13 protein-coding genes are annotated in these 18,327 nt (G+C 58.7%); 3 read left to right on the top strand and 10 right to left on the bottom strand.

All coding sequences use genetic code 11. From position 1 onward, the window contains the following. The first annotated feature begins 5 nt into the window (after positions 1–5). Complete coding sequence (gene astE / locus ABJM11_RS06010) at positions 6–1,040, top strand: succinylglutamate desuccinylase (RefSeq protein ID WP_348293968.1); 1,035 nt, start codon at positions 6–8, stop codon at positions 1,038–1,040. Here the strand turns inward: astE and ABJM11_RS06005 are convergent, their stop codons facing one another. Together ABJM11_RS06005 and ABJM11_RS06000 are read right to left on the bottom strand one after the other, a co-directional pair. Next, positions 1,041–4,070, bottom strand: coding sequence for an efflux RND transporter permease subunit (locus ABJM11_RS06005; RefSeq protein ID WP_348293966.1), 3,030 nt, complete (start codon positions 4,068–4,070; stop codon positions 1,041–1,043). After that, positions 4,070–5,149, bottom strand: a complete 1,080-nt coding sequence (locus ABJM11_RS06000) for an efflux RND transporter periplasmic adaptor subunit (RefSeq protein WP_348293964.1) — start codon at positions 5,147–5,149, stop codon at positions 4,070–4,072. The genes ABJM11_RS06005 and ABJM11_RS06000 overlap by 1 nt, the downstream gene beginning before the upstream one ends. A 163-nt stretch (positions 5,150–5,312) precedes the next feature. Between ABJM11_RS06000 and ABJM11_RS05995 the strand changes: the two genes are divergently transcribed. Next, positions 5,313–5,954 carry a helix-turn-helix domain-containing protein gene (locus ABJM11_RS05995; RefSeq protein ID WP_348293962.1) on the top strand — a complete coding sequence of 214 codons (642 nt, stop codon included), beginning with the start codon at positions 5,313–5,315 and terminating at the stop codon, positions 5,952–5,954. 55 nt (positions 5,955–6,009) lie between these two features. Here the strand turns inward: ABJM11_RS05995 and astB are convergent, their stop codons facing one another. The 6 genes from astB to ABJM11_RS05965 are packed head-to-tail and all read right to left on the bottom strand — an operon-like array spanning position 6,010 to position 13,683. Beyond that, positions 6,010–7,350: an N-succinylarginine dihydrolase gene (gene astB, locus ABJM11_RS05990; RefSeq protein ID WP_348293961.1), complete on the bottom strand. Its 1,341-nt coding sequence runs from the start codon at positions 7,348–7,350 to the stop codon at positions 6,010–6,012. Positions 7,351–7,362: 12 nt separating this feature from the next. Then, positions 7,363–8,838, bottom strand: a complete 1,476-nt coding sequence (astD, locus tag ABJM11_RS05985) for a succinylglutamate-semialdehyde dehydrogenase (RefSeq protein WP_348293960.1) — start codon at positions 8,836–8,838, stop codon at positions 7,363–7,365. Positions 8,839–8,843: 5 nt separating this feature from the next. After that, positions 8,844–9,890, bottom strand: a complete 1,047-nt coding sequence (gene astA / locus ABJM11_RS05980) for an arginine N-succinyltransferase (RefSeq protein WP_348293958.1) — start codon at positions 9,888–9,890, stop codon at positions 8,844–8,846. A gap of 28 nt (positions 9,891–9,918) precedes the next feature. Then, positions 9,919–10,935, bottom strand: coding sequence for an arginine N-succinyltransferase (locus tag ABJM11_RS05975; protein WP_348293957.1), 1,017 nt, complete (start codon positions 10,933–10,935; stop codon positions 9,919–9,921). A 29-nt stretch (positions 10,936–10,964) separates the two neighbouring features. Continuing rightward, on the bottom strand, positions 10,965–12,182 hold the full coding sequence (locus tag ABJM11_RS05970; RefSeq protein ID WP_348293955.1) for an aspartate aminotransferase family protein: 1,218 nt from the start codon (positions 12,180–12,182) through the stop codon (positions 10,965–10,967). Positions 12,183–12,231: 49 nt separating this feature from the next. Continuing rightward, positions 12,232–13,683 (bottom strand): exonuclease domain-containing protein, encoded by a 1,452-nt coding sequence (locus ABJM11_RS05965; RefSeq protein ID WP_348293954.1) that lies wholly within the window; start codon positions 13,681–13,683, stop codon positions 12,232–12,234. 266 nt (positions 13,684–13,949) lie between these two features. Between ABJM11_RS05965 and ABJM11_RS05960 the strand changes: the two genes are divergently transcribed. Beyond that, positions 13,950–14,996, top strand: a complete 1,047-nt coding sequence (locus ABJM11_RS05960; protein WP_348293953.1) for a DcaP family trimeric outer membrane transporter — start codon at positions 13,950–13,952, stop codon at positions 14,994–14,996. Positions 14,997–15,070: 74 nt separating this feature from the next. On the opposite strand, the gene ABJM11_RS05955 is transcribed toward ABJM11_RS05960, so the two are convergent. Together ABJM11_RS05955 and aceF are read right to left on the bottom strand one after the other, a co-directional pair. Next, positions 15,071–16,309 (bottom strand): NADH:flavin oxidoreductase/NADH oxidase family protein, encoded by a 1,239-nt coding sequence (locus tag ABJM11_RS05955; RefSeq protein WP_348293952.1) that lies wholly within the window; start codon positions 16,307–16,309, stop codon positions 15,071–15,073. A 316-nt stretch (positions 16,310–16,625) separates the two neighbouring features. Next, the gene (aceF, locus tag ABJM11_RS05950) at positions 16,626–18,323 is read right to left on the bottom strand and encodes a dihydrolipoyllysine-residue acetyltransferase (protein ID WP_348293951.1); all 1,698 of its coding nucleotides are present in this window, start codon (positions 18,321–18,323) and stop codon (positions 16,626–16,628) included. Positions 18,324–18,327 lie beyond the last annotated feature (4 nt).

The raw sequence follows: 18,327 nt of genomic DNA, 5'->3' as shown, positions 1-18,327 counted from the left end.
GTCACATGAGCGTTCGTGAATTACTTTTTGGTCCTGGTCGCGACTGGCTTTCCCATACCCTGTCTACCGCCGAGCATGCGTCTTCAGAAAAGGTTGTGGTACTGGATGATGGCACCGGCCTGCAGCTACAGGACTCGGGGCTTTTATACCTGGAACCGCCTGCCGGCCGCGCTAACCCCGATAATGAGGCGCTGATAGTCTCCGCCGGCATTCATGGCAATGAAACGGCACCCATCGAGGTGCTGAACAATCTCCTCAACGAACTGCTCGACAACCAGTGGCAACTGGCCTGCCCCATGCTTCTGATATTGGGTAATCCGCCAGCGATGGACGCCGGTAAGCGGTTCATCGATGCGAATCTGAACCGGCTGTTCGGCGGCGCCCACCGCAACCCCGAATACCAGGGTCTGCCTGAGGCAGATCGGGCACAGGTTCTGGAGCGAGCCTGTGACGCGTTTGCCGCAAAGCATTCCACCAACCTCTGTCACTATGATCTGCACACCGCCATTCGCCCTTCCCTGCGGGAAAAATTCGCACTTTATCCGTTTGTTGACGGGCGGGATGTGCCCGGGGAACAGGTGGATTTTCTACTGGAGGCTGAGGTCGACACCCTGTTACTGCAGCATCGCGAGGGCACTACGTTTGCGTCGTTTTCCTCAACATCGCTGGGGGCCGAGAGTTTTACCGTGGAACTGGGCAAAGTAAGGCCGTTCGGGCAGAACGACCTCACCCGGTTTACCGGGATCAGCAATGCGCTGCGACGGCGCATGAAAGGAGAGAAACCACCGGTGCGGGATAAAGCCTCCGACCAGATAACCGTGTTCGAGGTGGTGCATGAAATCCTCAACACCGGGGACAGCTTCCGCTTTCATGTACCCGATGACGTCGCCAACTTCACGATGTACGACCCCGGCACCGTGATCTGGGAAGACGATACCAGCTGCCACAAGGTTGGCAGCTGCCCTGAGGGTATTGTCTTCCCCAATCGCCATGTGCCGGTGGGTCAGCGCGTTGGCCTGATGGTGAAGCGCCGTAACTAGCTAGGCCGGCGCGTTTTCAGGCTCAGCCACCTTACAACTGATCACATGGGTACACACAGACGGTACCACCAGCAATGTCAGCACCGTGGAAGCCAGCAAGCCGGAAATGATAGCCCAGGCCATGGGCGGCCACAGCGTGGAACTGGAGAATGCCAGCGGCAGCAAACCCGCAACCGTGGTGCCAGTGGTCAGCAGGATGGGCCGGGTGCGCTGCTCTACCGCCTTGCGAACCGCATCGCGGATGTTGTCCCCTTTTTCCAGCTGCCGGTCCATCACATCCAGCAGTACAATGGCGTTGTTAACCACAATACCCACCAGCGCAATCACACCCAGCAACGACTGAAAACCGAAGGGCGAACCGGAGAACACCAGCCCCGGGAAGATACCCACGGTCGCCAGTGGCACGGTCAGCAGGATGATCCCGACGCGCCGGAACGAATTGAACTGTATCAACAGGAAGAACAGCAACAGCAGTACCCCGATGGGCGCGGTGGTCAGCAGGGCATTGTTGGCATCGCCCGAGCCCTCGGCATCACCGCCCATTTCCAGCCGGGTTCCGGGGGGCAACGGGTTGTCCTGAAGAGCGGCATCCAGCCCTTCCAGGGCCTGACTGAAACTGTAACCGGTATGCAGGTTGGACCAGACCGTGTTCATCCGGGTGCCGTTACGCTGATACCGGGCAGCGGACTGCCATGAGGTTTCCACCGAGGCAATCGCTGACAGGGGTACGGCATCACCCTGATCGTTATAGATATTTACGGACAGCAATCTAGGCAGCGAAAGGCTGGTTCCTTCCCGCGACCGCAGCACCAGTGGGATCGGATCGTCCTCCTGCCGGTACTGCTCCGCCACCACGCCAAAGCTCTGACCGTACAGGCTCTGGGCCACATCCGATCTGTTCAGGCCATAGCGGGCAGCACTGGCGTCGTCCACGTTAATGGCAAGGCTGGGAACCCCCATATCCAGGTTATGGCGCACGTCCACGGTGCCCTCAACACTGCGAAGGGCTGCAAATAGCTGCTCCACCGCCCGGGCACGGGTTTCGTCGTCAGCGTGATAAACCCTCACCTCGACAGGTGCTGCCCGAGGCGGCCCCTGGCCAAGAATACCGGCGGTTACCTGCAACTCGGGCATTTCCTGCGCGGCATATTCCCGTATCCACCGCACCAGGCCCGTGGTTTCCTCCAGGGTGGGTGTCGCTACCACGATACGCCCACGATTCGGCGCCTGGGGTTCCCGCTGCAGGTTGTAATAGAAACTGGGGCCGGTAAAACCGGTGAACCGGTGCACTTTGAGCGCCTCTGGGCGGGAGCGTATGGCCCGTTCAAGGTCGGCGGCCACACTGGAGGTGCGCTCCTGGTCCGTGCCTTCCGGCATGTACAGCTCTACCACAACTTGCGGGCGATCAGCGTTGGGGAAAAACTGCTGCTTCATGAACGGTGTCAGGGAAAGGCTGAAAACCACAAGTGCGGTACCCGCCAGAATCAGCGTTCCAGGCCGCCGCGCGACCAGGCTTCCGAGAAAACGGGACAGGCCGATCAGCCTGTCTTCCCTGGCGTCTACTTTACGGGGCTTGAGGAAACGGGCTGCCAGCAAGGGTACGGCGGAAATGGCCAGCAGGTAACTGACGGACAATGTAAGCATGATCATGACTGGCACACCACGGGTAAAGTCCGCAGTGCCGCCCTTGGAGAGCAGCAGGGGCATAAACGCCGCTATGGTGGTTCCCGTAGAGGCGCCCAGCGGCCCCGCGAGTTCCCGTACCGATCGTTTCAGGGCATCCAGCCGCCGCATGCCGTCATCCAGATACCCCTGGATGCTCTCCACAATCACAATGGCGTTATCAATCAGTATGCCCAGTGAGATCACCATGCCGATGACGGCAATCTGATGCAGCACGCCGCCGCCCAGGTCGTAGAGGCCAATACTGATCAGTGCCACCATGGGCAGGATGGAGGCCACCAGAATACCCATGCGGATACCCATGCCGGTGAATACCACCGCCACGATGATGATTACCGACATAACCAGGCTCCACGCAAGGTTATCCAGCCGCTCTTCCACCTTGTCGGGCTGGAAGAACATCTCGCGGATGTCGTAAGGAGCGAACTCGTCACGAATCAGCGACAGCCGCTCGCGGACTCGCTCTCCAAAGCGTATGGCATCCGTGCTGCCCTCCTCCATGATCAGCGAGACCAGTACCACCCGCTCGCCGTCGTACCAGGCCTCGGGCTGCCTGGGTTCGGCCGGCCCCCGCCACACTTCTGCAGCGGCAGCCAAAGGCACCTGTGAGCCGTCAGGCAGTTCAATGGGTGTGGCGCGAATGGCTTCAACACTGGTGAATTCGCTGTTGGGCAACACCGACAGACGGCGCCCATCCGCCACGATAAAACCACCGGGAGTGGTCTGGTTACGGCGGGAAAGGGTTTCCAGAACCCGGGCCGGTGATATACCCAGCCGGTACATGGCGGCATCGTCCAGCGCCAGGGTGATCTGCTCGTCCGCATCGCCGTCCAGCTCAATACGGGAAACCCCGGGAATATCCGCCAGGTTCTGCTTCAGGCGTTCAGCAACGTCGCTCAGCTCTGTTACCGAACCCGAGCCGCTGACAGCCAGGGTAATTGCCGGAATATCGATCATGCGATCATCCAGCACCATCTGGCCGACATCATCCGGAAAATCCAGCCGCGCCCGGTCCATCGCCTGGCGCACCCGGTCCCACGCGGAATCCGTATCGTAGATGGTATCGTTCAGGCGAACATTGAAAACGGCCACACCGGTTCGTGCGGTGGCCTGGGTGAAATCCACCTCTTCCACCTGGCGAAGCTCATCGGAGAGCGGCTGCAGTACCAGGCGCTCTACGGCCTCGGCACTGGCCCCCGGGTAATTAATGGTGATCAGGCCGGCACGGTAGGGAAAGGAAGGGTCTTCCTGACGCGGCATAGTGCTGTACGCGGCGATGCCCAGCAGACACAGCATGGTCACCACCATGCCCAGCAAACGCTGGAAATTCAGCAGGCGCACTGACATTAGCGCACCTCCACCGCATCGCCGTCGGAAATCCGGGTCATACCGGCATAAACCACCTGGTCACCGGCTGTGAGGTCATTGGCGTCCACTACAACGCGCTCGCCGATGATCCGTTGAACCGTAACCGGCACCCGGCGGGCAATGCCATCGGACACACGGAACACACTGGCACCGCCATTGGATTTCATTACCGCCAGTAGCGGTACAGTGGTGGCGACGGTTTCCCTGGGAGTAATCCCTACCTCTACTGGCTCACCGGGCTCCAGAGTGTCTGCAGGAAGGCTTACAAGCACCGGATGCAGCTCCCCGCGTACACCGCCGGACTGGGCAATTTCCACGATCGATCCGGTTTCCGGCGCGCGGTTGCGCTCCTGCACTGACCACACCGGCAATAGCTGCCCCAGTGAGACATGGTTAAGCATGTAGGCTGGCACCCGAACTTCCACCTCGCGGCCATCGGGAGACGACAGGCGCATCACCGGCTGTCCGGCCGCCACAAACTCGTCCCGTTCCACCAGCAGGGCTTCAACACGGCCATCGAACGGGGCTTTCAGTTTACTTTCCTGCAGCAGGCGCGTGGCTTCCGCGAGGGAAGCTTCCGCAGTCGCCATGCTGGCTTTCAGGCTGTCACGCCGTGAGGCCAGTTGTTCCAGCCCCTGCTCCGACACCACGCCCCGTTCATGCAACCGGCGGGAACGCTCCCATTCCCGCTGGGCCTGCTCATACTGGGTTCGGAGTTCTTCAAGCCGCGCCGCAGCGGAATCCCGGGCCGGCTCCAGTGCCGGATTGTATACCCGTGCCAGCAGGTCACCGGTTTTCACCGTCTGCCCCAGTTCAACCGCCCGCTCACGCAGGGTACCGCTGACCTGAAAGGTCAGTGTTGCCCGCTGGGCCGCCCGCACAATGCCGGAGAAACGAAGCGACACACCTTCTGTCTGGCCACCGGTCACCTCGGCAGCACGCACGGTGACAGGGGCAGCGCCCTGATCCGGCGCCGGCTCACTGGATTTACAGCCGCTGGCAAGCAGGACGGCAAAAGCCGCGGGAAACAGGATGGCGGAACGCCAGATGGTGTTCATTGAGAGACCCTCTCTTCCATGTTCATGATGTTTGTTACTCGCCCATCCGGTGGACAAAATATTATTATCAGACATAATGTCATTCTTTGACAATTTGTCAATAATCAGCTTTCATTCCCAACCATGTATCATGAGAATGCCGTCCCAATAATCCGGAACCCCTATGAGTGAGCCGTTAAAGACCCGTAGAGAGAAAGAAAAGCAGGCCAGGTACGAGGCCATTCTGGATGCCGCGGAACTGGCGTTTTCGGAGAAAGGCTACGAGCGCACGTCGATGGATGACATTGCCCGCACCGCTAGCCTGAGCAGGGCGTTGCTGTACGTTTATTTCAGGGACAAGGCCGCCATCCAGCGTGGCATCATGCTGCGCGCCGGCCACAGCCTGTGTCGCCGTTTCGAGGAGGCACGCCAGACGGCAGACACCGGCCTGGCGCAGATTCGGGCCATGGGGGCGGCCTACTACCAGTTCTATCGCGATCAGCCGGATTATTTCTCGGCCCTGACGACGGCTTCGACAGCCATGGCAGAAGCAGACGACGAGTTGGCAGACGAGATGTTCTGCTGCAAGACACAGACCATGGACCTGATGGTCGGCGCAATACATCTGGGCCTGGAAGACGGCACCATGAACCGCAACCGCATCCATGATCCGGTAGAAACGGCGCTATACCTTCGGGGCGCCCTGCACGGAGTGATCATGCTGTGCCAGAGCGAGATGGCCGAAAGCGGCCTGGAAGAGAGCTTTCCCGCCGAATCACTGATTCGTCACACCATGGAGATGCTGACGTCTTCTATTGCGTCCTGACCCGGGAGTTATCAATGCCTGTCGGATTAGCCGAAGGCGTAACCCGACAAAACTATCACAACTGAAAGTCGTAAATCGATCCGAGCCCCAGAATCCCGGTCAACTCATCCAGGGCCTTGCGAACCTCTTCGAGCAACATCGGATCCCCCAGGTCATCCTGGGACAACTCCTCCCGGTAATGCGCCTCCACCCAGGTGGTCAGCCGCTCATAAAGCGCATCAGTGAGCAACACACCATGATGCATGGCCTTGAGCTCGTCGTCATTCAGCACCACCCGCAACCGTAAACACGCCGGGCCACCGCCGTTGCGCATGGACTGTTTGACGTCGAACACCTCCACCGAGGTGATCGGCCCCACCCCGTCCACAAGCTCGTCCAGGTAACGGCTGACCGACTCGATTTCCCGGCACTCTCCTGGCACCGCCAGCATCATGCCATCAGGCGTGTTCAGCAACTGGCTGTTGAACAGATACGAGGCCACGGCATCTTCCAATGGCACCTGGTCACTGCTGACGCGAACCGCTTCCAGCTCTGCTCCGGTCAGGCGAGCGCGGATGTCGGCAAGCACCCGCTCCTCATCCAGAAACGCCATCTCGTGGTAGAAAAGGGTATTGCCATTGCCTACCGCAATCACGTCGTTGTGGAAGACGCCAGCATCAATGGCTTCGGGGTTCTGCTGCGCGAAGACCACATGACTGTCTTTGAGGCCATGCAAACGGGCGATAGCCTGGGAGGCTTCCAGGGTCTGGCGCGCCGGGTAAAGCCTGGGCGCCGGAGCCTGGTCGTTAAAGGCGATCTGGCCGTATACAAACAGCTCCACGCCCGGCTCGCCATACCCCCTGCAAAGTCGGGTGTGATTGGCCGCACCTTCGTCACCGAACTGGCTGACCGATGGCAGTGCCGGATGGTGGGCAAACCAGGAGTCGTCCGAAAAGATCGATTTCAGGGCCCGGCCAGTGACCGGGTGTTCGATGGAGCGATGAAACTTGGCACTCAGGTTCGCGGGCGTAAAATGCACCCGGTGGTCAGAGGTATCAGCGCTGGGGGAAACGGTGGCGGCATTGGCCGTCCACATGGTAGAGGCCGAAGACACTGCTGCCAGGATAGATGGGCTCTGCTCGGCGACAGCCCGTAGTACGTCGCTGTCAGAACCGCTGAAGCCCAGTGCCCGCAAGGTCGGGATATGCGGGCGTTCGTGGGGTGGAAGCACACCCTGCACGTAACCCCGGTCTGCCAGCCGTTTCATCTTGGCCAGGCCCTGTAACGCCGCTTCCCTGGGGTTGGAGACGGACCGCACGTTGGACCTGGAAGCCACATTGCCCCAGGACAGGCCGGCGTAGTTATGGGTGGGCCCTACCAGGCCGTCGAAGTTGGCTTCTACCGCATGCTTGGCCATATTTCGTTTCCGTCAGTCGAAATTCAATCCCGGTGCAAGGCTATCCGGCATTTCGCTCTTTTTTGCCTCCAGCGAGGCCATCGGCCAGGCGCAGTAATCAGCAGCGTAGTAAGCACTGGGGCGATGATTGCCGCTGGCACCAACCCCACCAAAAGGAGCTGCACTGCTGGCCCCTGTCAGTGGCCGGTTCCAGTTAACGATGCCCGCACGCACTTCGTCCGCAAGCCGCTCGTAAAGCTTGTGGCTATCCGTCAGAATACCCGCGGACAAACCATAACGGGTGTTATTGGCCAACTCCAGCGCTTCGTCAAAGCTCTTGTAGCGGTAGACGGTCAGCAGGGGACCAAAGAACTCCTCGTCCACCAGATCCAGGCCAGTGGCATCTACAATACCGGGCGACAGCAGGCCTGTGTCCTGCTTCAGCTGTTTCATTTCCAGCAGGGGTTTGCCGCCGTGGGTCAACAGAGTGCTCTGGGCCGACAGCAGCTTGTCGGCCGCTTCAGGTGATATCACCGAGCCCATGAAGGGCTGCGGGTCTGCGTCGAACTCACCCACTTTTATGCGGCTGACGACCTCTGTGAAGCGTTCCAGGAACTGGTCACCCTTGGTACCTTTGGGCACCAGCAAGCGGCGGGCGCAGGTGCAGCGCTGACCGGCAGACAGGAAGGCCGACTGCAGTGCATGGTGCACCGCGCCATCCACGTCATGGATGTCCTGCACAATCAGGGGGTTATTACCGCCCATCTCCAGAGCCAGGATTTTCTCGGGCTGGCCACCGAACTGCTTGTGCAGCAAATGCCCGACGGTAGAACTGCCGGTAAAGAACAGACCATCGACGCCGGGATGAGAAGACAGGGACATACCGGTTGCCGCTGCCCCCTGGACAAGATTGATCACACCGGAAGGGATGCCGGCCTTCTCCCACAGCTTCACTGTCATCTCGGCGACGCCCGGAGTCAGTTCACTGGGTTTGAATACCACGGTATTGCCTGCCAGCAAGGCCGGCACGATGTGCCCATTGGGCAAGTGCCCGGGGAAGTTGTAGGGGCCGAACACCGCCACTACACCATGGGGTCTGTGTCGTAGCACGGCGTGGCCGCCAGCCACGTCGGACTCGGAATGGCCGGTACGGTCGTGGTAAGCCTTCACGGATATCCCGATCTTGCCGATCATTGCGGCCACTTCGGTGCGGGATTCCCACAGGGGTTTGCCCGTCTCCAGTCCAATCCGGTACGCCAGGTCTTCCTTGTTCTCCTCCAGCAACCTGCCAAACTTTTCCACCAGTGCCTGGCGCTCCTCGAACGGGCGCTTGCGCCAGTCAACAAACGCGGAACGGGCTTCGCGCACGGCGGCGTCGACATCTTCGATACTGCCGCTGACGCCTTCCCACACTGTCTCGCCGGTAACAGGCTGGAGGGATTCAAACGGGTCTCCGTGGCCTTCCAGCCAGAGCCCGTCAATAAATAATTGACCGCTCATGTTATCCATTCTCGCTACCTCCTTCCGGTATCTTTCAAAGGGGCCAGCCGCACACGGTCCCCGGATTCAACCTCCAGCGCCTCTGCCACTTCGGCCGGTATACTGACAGTATCAAGCTCGACACATCCGGCGGGTATGGTGGTTACCCGAAAGTCCCGAAAAGAACCGTTGGATATCATCACCTGATCTTCCGGCGGCACGTTCGAATCCAGGGGCTTCTTGCGGATCATCACATGGCGGTTGATACCTTCGCGTACAGTGCGGATGTTATGGATAAAAGCCTCCACCACCGGGCCACCATCAAAAATATCCACCATTCCGTTGAAGTTGAACCCTTCCGCCTGCAGCATCCTGAGCGCCGGCGCGGTGTTATCGTGGACCCGGCCAATCACAGCCCGCGCTGCGTCTGGCAGCATTGGCAGGTAAATGGGGTATTTCGGCATCAGTTCGGCAATAAACGATTTGTTGCCCAGGCCCGACAGCATATCCGCTTCGCTGAACTCCATATCGAAGAACTGGCTTCCGAGGGCATCCCAAAGCGGGCTCTGGCCGTTGCCGTCGGAAACGCCCCGCATTTCAGCGAACACTTTCTCCGAGAAATGCTTTCGGAAATCATCCAGGTACATGAACCGACAACGGGACAACAGCAGCCCGGCGCCACCGCCACGATGGGAGCCGGACAGCAGCAATGAACAGATCTCGGTGGTATCCGTCATGTCATTGGACAGGTGCAGCGTTGGCGTGCGCACATGCACGCCCAGCTCACGTGACGCATTCACGGTGACGCTCAGCCGGTAGTTGTAGAACACCTCATCCAGACCAACCCGCGCCTGAATGCCGCTGATACCCACGCACCGTTTCAGTTCGGTATCCTCCAGCGCAAACAGATAAAGCCCGGCTTCCGGGGCGCATCGCTGGTTGAACGTTTCCCGGGCATGGGCGATTTTTTTCTGCAGCAACTCCCGGTCTGCGGGCAGCGTGGTCAGCCCCTTGCCGGCTCCCTGCGCCATGGCATACAGGGCATCCAGATCGTTTTCCTGTAGTGGTCGGATCAACAACATACCGGCCTCCTGCGTGCGATCGCCCTGTTCATAATGGAGTGATCCTTACCTCGTCACCAGAGCTCCTGCCCAGGCACTTCCAGGTTTTCAGTGGCACTTTAACCTCGTCAGCGAGGCCTTCGGCCAGTGGTGTCAGCGTACAGCGGAAGTCTTCCCCTTCACCGCCGGAAATCAGGCATAGCTCGCCGTCGTCAGTATTTGCGGCATGCAGAATTTTCGGGTGGCTGGTAACCACGGATTTGAGCGCGTCGGTGCGGGCTTCAAGCACCGGCCCGGCATCAAAAATGTCCAGGTAGCAGCCGCAGTGGAAGCCCTCATGCTGCAGTAGCTGAAAAGTTGCACGGGTCTGTTCGTGCGGCTGCCCCAGAGCTTGCCTTGCCGCCTTGCTCAGCAAGGTGACATAGATCGGGTTGGGAGGCATGAGTTCAGCAATAAAGGTTTTGCTCAGCATGCCGGAATACTGGTCCGCGGTTTCAAAGTCCATATTGAAGAAATGCCGGCCCAGACTGTCCCAGAACGGCACTTCGCCACTCTCCGTCTGCACGCCCTGTATTTCCACCACGGTGTGATCCGTGAACAGGTGGCGGTAAGCCGCAATAAACAGCATTCTGGCCCGTGACAGCAATTCGAAGGCGTCCGTGCCACGCAACTCCGGTTTGATGGCAAACGAGCACAGCAGGGTGTGGTCGGTCAGTGCATGGGAGGGGTAAAGAACTTCCACCCGCCGCGAGACGCCCAGCTCGTGGGACGCATGGATCAAAGCGTCTCTACGGTAGTTGTAGAATGGTTGTCCGTTCCCCGCCCGGGCATCGATACCGGACACGCCATGGACTTTGCCGGTGGCAGTGTCTTCCAGCACGAACAGGAACCGTTTGGCTTCATCCGACCTGTTGTTGCCGGCAAACGAGCGGGCGGACTGATCAATCTTGAGGGACAGTGCCTCTTCTTTTTTTGGCAGCGTGGAGGACATCCGTGGGCCCTGGCCCCCGGCGATGTCGAGAATATCTTTCAGGTCACCCGGCTGAGCCGGACGTACCAGCCACATAGGCAGCTCCCCTGGTTACTTCCTGGAATTTATTTCCCGCAAACCTTTTTAACGCCGGCCTCAAACCGCACCAGTGCTTCGTCAATATCCGGCTCTGGAATAATCAGCGATGGTGCCAGCCGAACCACGTTGGGGCCGGCAATCAACACCATCACACCTTCCGCCAAGCCGGCATTGAGAAACTCCTTGGCCTTGCCTTGCCATTTTTCCGTCAACACGCAGCCCAGCAGCAGGCCTGAGCCACGCACTTCGCTGAAAATCCCGTAACGCTCACCGATATCCACCATGCCTTTGCGCAGCCGGTCCGAACGGGCTGCCACGCCCTTGAGGATGTCTGGCTGGCTGACGGTGTCGATTACCCGCTGAGCAACCGCACAGGCCAGGGCGTTGCCCCCATAGGTACTGCCGTGGGTGCCGACACCCAGGCTTCTGGCAACTTTTTCAGTGGTCAGCATGGCCGCTACCGGGAAGCCCCCGCCAAGGCCCTTTGCCGTTGAGAGAATATCCGGCGTTACTCCGTACATCTGGTACGCGTATAGATGGCCGGTACGGCCAACCCCGGACTGGACCTCATCAAACACCAGCAGGGCATCGTTGTCATCGCAAAGCTTACGCAGGCCCTTCAGGAACTCCGCATCCGCGGGCATAACGCCACCTTCACCCTGAATTGGCTCAACCACCACTGCGCAGGTTTTCTCTTTGGAGATCAGCTTCTTCACAGATTCCAGATCGTTGTAATCGGCGTGGTGAATGCCGCCCGGTGCCGGCTCGAAACCCTCCAGGTATTTGGGCTGGCCACCGACGCTGACAGTGAACAGGGTGCGGCCGTGAAAGGCATTTTTGAAGGCGATGATTTCGTTCTTTTCCGGGCCAAAGTGTTCCCAGCCGTAGCGACGCGACAGCTTGAAAGCGGCCTCGTTGGCCTCACCGCCGGAATTGGCAAAAAACACCCGTTCCGCAAAGGTAAGGTCACACAGGGTTTTTGCCAGCCGCAGGGCCGGCTCGTTGGTCATCACATTGGACAGGTGCCAGATTTTCTCGGCCTGCTCGGTCAGAGCGCTCACCAGACCCGGGTGCGAGTGCCCAAGACAGGTCACCGCGATACCGCCCGCCAGATCGATATATTCCTTTCCTTCCTGGTCCCAGACGTGGGAGCCTTCCCCTTTTACAGGAATCACCCCCCCCGGTGCGTAGTTGGGGACCATTACCTCATCGAATAATTCACGGCTGACGGGTTCTCTGTTCATTGGTGTCTCTCAAACAAAACGTGAAAAAGTAAATTTAATCATACGCCACTCAGGGCATGAGCACATCCGGTGTGCCCACCGCGCCCAGCTCCATCACCTTCAGCGACCGGCCATCCCGGCCCATCAGCGCCTTGACCAGCAGCTTGTAGGAGTCGAGGTCGAAATTGACGGCCTGGCCCCGCAACGACAGGGTGTCCAGTTCCTCCATGCTGTCCAGCGTCGCGACATGCATCCAGTTATAGACCACCAGAACATCGGTCTGCCCGGTTCTTGGGTTGTGTTCCAGAACCCCCACCGGCCCCTTCCAGGGCCAGGTTTTCAGGCGCAACGCATGAAACGCAATCTGCACCCTCAGGTTGTACTTCACCACATCCTCACCGCCATCACAGGCCCCTTTGCAGCGCCCCAGTGTACGTTGAAAGCAGGGGCCCTCGTATTCAGGCTCCAGCCCCAGCAGCTTGTTGCAAAGGTCATTTTTCGCGGCAATGCCACTCAGTGCCTTTTCCGCATCCCTCTTACTGCGGAACAGCCCGAAATAGTTCCCCAGCCGGTGAGGCTCGATTTCACGAACCAGCCGGGCCTGCAGATAGCCGTCACCATTCGCTGCAAGTTCAATGCTCACCAGGTTCTTGGCGGCCCGGGAGCGGCGATTGAACAGTGGCTTCAGATTCTTTATCTGCTTTAATTCAAGCAGTAACGCGCCCAGCTCGCCAGCGGTTTCGGTCCACTCCACCCGCCGCAGGCTTTCAGACATACGGATACCGCGGCTGGAATTGTGGTCTCCGGAGAAGTGGGAGGCCACTCTCTGGGCGATGTTAGTACTTTTACCTACGTACAGAAGAACGTCGTTTTCGCCATAGAACCGATACACACCCGGCCCGCGCGGAAGATCCTGCAATACATCGACCGGCAGACTGGATGGAATGCTCGGCCGCTGAAGCAGCTCGGCAATGGCAGTTTCCATGGTGTCTACGCCTTTTTCCGCCAACGCATGCTCGAAGAAAGCCAGCATGGCGGACACGTCCCCGAGAGCCCGATGCCGCTGAACCTGGCCCAGCCCGTGGCGCGCGATCAACGCATCCATATTGTGGCGGCGGAACCCGGGGTAGAGTTTGCGGGACAGCTTGACGGTGCAAAGCACCTTTGCTGAAAACAGCAATCCCAGCCGGCGGTACTCGGCCTTGATAAAACCGTAATCAAAGCGGGCATTGTGGGCGACAAAAAGGGTGCCTTTCAGCTGGTCTTCCAGCTCACCGGCGATGTCTGCGAACACCGGAGAGCCCGCCACCATGGCATTGGAGATGCCGGTCAGGCTCTGAATAAAAGGGGAAATACGGGTTTCCGGATTGATCAGGGTCTGCCACTCGCCCACTACTTCTCCTGACCGCCAGAAACGGATGCCGATTTCCGTAATACGGTCGTGGGAATGGTTGCCACCGGTGGTCTCAATATCGAGAAACGCGAAGGTGGCCGTGTCGAGAGTGCGGGTTTTCTTTTTCATGGGAGACAGGTACGCAAAGCCGGAAATAACCGATGTTTTGCCCTACTGGCGCACGGAAATAAACACAATCCTCAAAAAGTTCCCCTAACCCACCGATTTCGTTGTATAGACATTCGTCTAATTAATGCAATAAATTATTTGAAATGTCATGAATTCGTAACTACTTTGAAGTGGGTCCAACAAAAATAATGTGTGGAGACAACAACGATGCAAAGCAACAAATTAAGAATGGCAATTCGCTCAACGGCTGCGGTAGCAATTCTGGGGTGGCTGCACAGGCACAAGCTTTCAGCTTCAGCGCTGGTGATGTAGATGCAAGTGTTTACGGCTACGCTCGCCTGAACATGAGCTACGACCTGGATGAAAATGTCGCTAATTCAGGTCACCGAGGCGGCACTTTCCCAACTGTCGACGATAGCCAAGACGTAGACGGCCATTTTGGTGCCGCTGCTTCTCAGAGCCGGATTGGCGTGAAAGCCACCAACTCTGACGGTGTTATGGTTAACATTGAAGGCGATTTCATGGGTGCCGACTATAAAGGTGGAGCTCTTCGCCTTCGTCACGCCTACGGGTCCTACAACGGCATTCTGGCTGGCCAGACCTGGTCCAACTACAACAGCTTTGTCGGCACAACCTCAACACTGGACTTTGACGGCGTGGCAGGCGTAGCGGGCTTTGGATCACGTACTGCCCAGCTTCGTTACACAACCGGACCTTTGTCGTTCTCTATCGAGGACCCTAAAGGCGGTGGCTTCGACGACAGTAAAAATGGCATGCCGGCTCTGACCGCACGACTGGAAGATGGCACTGGTAATTTCTCCTACTCTGCCGCTGCGCTGGTCAAGCAAAATGAATATGACGATCCGGTCAACGACACTGATGACTCGGCTATGGGATATGCGGTGTTTGGCGCTGCAAGTATGGGCCTGTCCGACATGATCACGATCCGGGGCGCAATCAACTACACTGACGGCGCTAATGCTTACCTGTACCGCTCTGGTGGCGACGATGCCTACATTGACGCCAACGGCGACCTGGAAACTATTTCCGGTATGGGTGGTACTATTGGCGCGTCCCTGAGCCTGGGCGGTGGCCGCACGATTAATGCCACTTATGGTATGACCAAGCTGGACGTAGATGACCTGAACGACCCCACTGCTGGCGAAACAAACACAAACGCTTTCATTAACTACCAGTGGATTCCGATCGAGAATGTCATGATGGGTATTGAGTACGGGTACTACAACGCTGAGAATCAGGGTGGCGACGACGACGCTAACCGTCTGATGTTCGCAGCCCAGTACAACTTCTAATCGTTCCGTTAGAAGTTAGTTAACTCAGCAGAAACCCCGGCTCCGGCCGGGGTTTTTGTTTATGGCTATTGAAATTACTCCCCCGCCCGCAATCTTGTTCGCACACCACGACTGGTCATCACCGTCAGCACTTCCATGAGAGACAGTACCCCGCGATCGTGTTTCCTGGGCGTCCTGCCCTTGCCCATTCGCCCCAGCTGCCGCGTGTACCAGCTCACCTCCATCAGTGCCATATCATCAATCATGCGGATGCCCGTGCGAATCGGCCTCACAGAACTGGTGAACGTCTCCCCTGAAATAATCCGTTTCGGGAAATCCGGCTCCACCGCCAACGGCCGTGCCAGCCCTACCAGGTCCGTCGCACCCGAAGCGACCGCCTCTGCCATACCGGTTTCGGTGCGAAATCCGCCGGTGACCATCAGTGGCACATCCACTCGCTTGCGGACCTTCTCTGCGAACTCCAGAAAGTAAGCTTCCCGGGCTACGGTACTTGCCTTGTTTCCTTTCGCCATTGCCGGGTTCTCATAGTTGCCCCCGGAGACCTCTACCAGATCAATCCCAAGGCCCGCCAGAGTGTCGATGACCTCCAGCGATTCCTCCTCGGTAAACCCGCCGCGCTGGAAATCCGCAGAGTTCAGTTTGATGCCAACCCCGAACTGCTCGCTGGTCGACGCCCGAATCGCCTTGTACACCTCCACAACAAACCGCATCCGCTTCTCGGGGCTGCCACCCCAGTCATCCTCCCGCTGGTTGTGATGGGGCGAGAGAAACTGGCTGACCAGATACCCATGGGCCCCATGAATCTGCACCCCGGCAAATCCCGCCTTCTCCGCAATCGCCGCACTGGTGGCAAACCGCCGGACAACCTCCTCAATCTCCGGTGCTTCCAACGCCCGAGGCGTCGCAAACATCGCCTGCAACTCTTTCCGGAACGGCACCGCACTGGGCGACACAGGCGCCCTGTTCAGCATCTTCGGGCTTTGCTTGCCAGGATGATTGAGCTGCATCCACAACTGACACCCGTTCCGCGACCCTTCCCGCGCCCACTCCTGCAACAACGCCAAATCCTGCTCATCCTCCAGCACCACATTTCCCGGTTCCCCGATATGGCGGCGGTCGATCATCACGTTCCCGGTAATGGAGAGCCCAACGCCCCCTTCCGCCCAGGTCCTGTAAAGCCGCGGTAGTTCCTTCGTGACACGATTATCCATCGTGCCCAGAGTTTCACTCATGGCGGACTTGGCAAAACGGTTGGGAATCACCGCCCCGTTTCTCAGGGTCAGCGGTTGCGAAAGAAGTTCAGCGGCGTTCATTGATCGGTCTCCTTAGGATGCCTGGGGTTATCTGAAGGCGAGACCCGATCATGGAGAGGAAACACTGTGGCTACATTGGCCGGAATGCCGAGGAGAATCCAGTCAACAACAAGTCCGCCGCCGCAGTAACCAGGCGAGAGTGCGATATTACCGGAGCCAAAACAAGCGAGGCCGGTAAGGCTATTCAGAACCGTGGAGGGCCATGGATGGCCCGACCGAGCCTACATGGACGTACTCGCGGCGTGTTCTGAATAGCCTTACCGGCCTCGCGATCGCTCCGTAACCCGAAGACTACAAAGCGATCAATCACCAAAAGTCAGAGAAGAAGAGAGCGAATATCCCCCATCAACTGACTCAACAGGGAAGTAAACCGGGCCGCATCCGCCCCATTCACCGCCCGGTGATCATAGGACAGCGACAATGGCAGCATCAGCCGCGGCTGGAAAGCCTTGCCATCCCAGACCGGCTTCATCGCCGCCTTCGAGACACCAAGAATCGCCACCTCCGGCGTATTCACAATCGGCGTAAACGCCGTGCCACCAATACCACCAAGACTTGTGATGGTAAAACAGGCACCCTGCATCTCCGCCGGCTTCAGCTGCTTATCCCGGGCCTTCTGGGCCAGGTCCGCACTTTCCGCGGCCAGTTCCCAGAGCCCCTTTTTGTCCACATCCCTGATCACCGGCACCATCAGCCCATTGGGCGTATCCACCGCAATCCCGATATGAATGTACTGTTTGCGAACCACCTCCTTGCGATCCATGTCCAGCGACACATTGAACTGAGGCAGCTCCGCCAGCGCCGTGGCACAGGCCTTCAGGATGAACGGAAGCGGAGTCATTTTCACCCCTTTCTTCTCACCCGCCGCCTTCTGCGACTTGCGGAAGTCTTCCATATCCGTGATGTCCGCGTCCTCGAACTGAGTGACGTGGGGCACGTTCAGCCAGCTGCGCTGCATGTTGTTGGCCGTGGCGAACATCATGCGTGACATGGATTCACGCTCAACCTCACCGAACTGGCTGAAGTCCGGCAGCTTCACACCGGGAATGCCGGCACCACCGCCACCGGCCACCGTACTGCCCTGCTGCGTCTGCTGCAGCTGGCTCTTCACGTAGGCCTGCACGTCGTCTTTCAGAATGCGGTTCTTGGGGCCAGAGCCCTTGATACGGGCCAGATCCGCCCCGAATTCACGGGCCAGCTTGCGAACCGCCGGGCCGGCATGGACCTTGGCACCCGGAGTAGGCGGCTCATAGGTGGCTGATGCCGGCTCAGGCCTTGGCTCCTCGCTCTCACCTTTCGACTCCGCTTTGCTTTCCTGCTTCTCATCACCGGAAGACTCAGCCGGCTCGGACGAAGCTTCTTCCTCTTCGCCGCCTTCATCGCCTTCACCGCCTTCTTCCACAACGGTCATTTCGAGCAGGTCCTGGCCTTCCGAGATCTTGTCGCCCTCTGACACCAGGACCTTGCCGACCTTCCCCGCATAGGGAGACGGAATTTCCATGGTGGCCTTGTCGGACTCAACAGTGACCAGCGGATCGTCCACTTCGATTTCGTCGCCCTCACTGACGTTGATCTCGATAATGGGCACATTATCGAAGCCGTCCAGCGCTGGCACCTGGACGGTTTCCTTGCGGGAACCACCAGATTTTTTCGGGGCCGGCTTCTTCTCTTCGGCTTTCTCTTCCTTGTCGTCTGACTCGGCTTCAGCTTTTTCATCCTTGCCAGAGCTGGCTTCTTCACCAGAATCCTTGTCGTCATCGGAACCACCAGAGTCATCACTGGCTTCCATCATCCCGACAACGTCGCCTTCCTTGACCTTGTCACCCACCTTGACAGTGATTTTGGTGATCTTGCCGGCACCCGGTGACGGCAGCTCTACGGACGCCTTGTCGGACTCTATCGTCAGTATCGGATCTTCTTCCTCAACCGAATCCCCCTTGCTGACGAGGACTTCGATAACCTCGACCTCGTCTGCACCGCCGAGATCCGGAACCTTGATTTCCTGTTCACTCATGGCG

Origin of the sequence: Marinobacter sp., assembly GCF_039977835.1 — a bacterium.
In the GTDB taxonomy this organism is placed as follows: Bacteria; Pseudomonadota; Gammaproteobacteria; order Pseudomonadales; family Oleiphilaceae; genus Marinobacter.
Note: the sequence above shows the minus strand (reverse complement) of the source record. Positions and strands in the feature narration are given on the sequence as shown.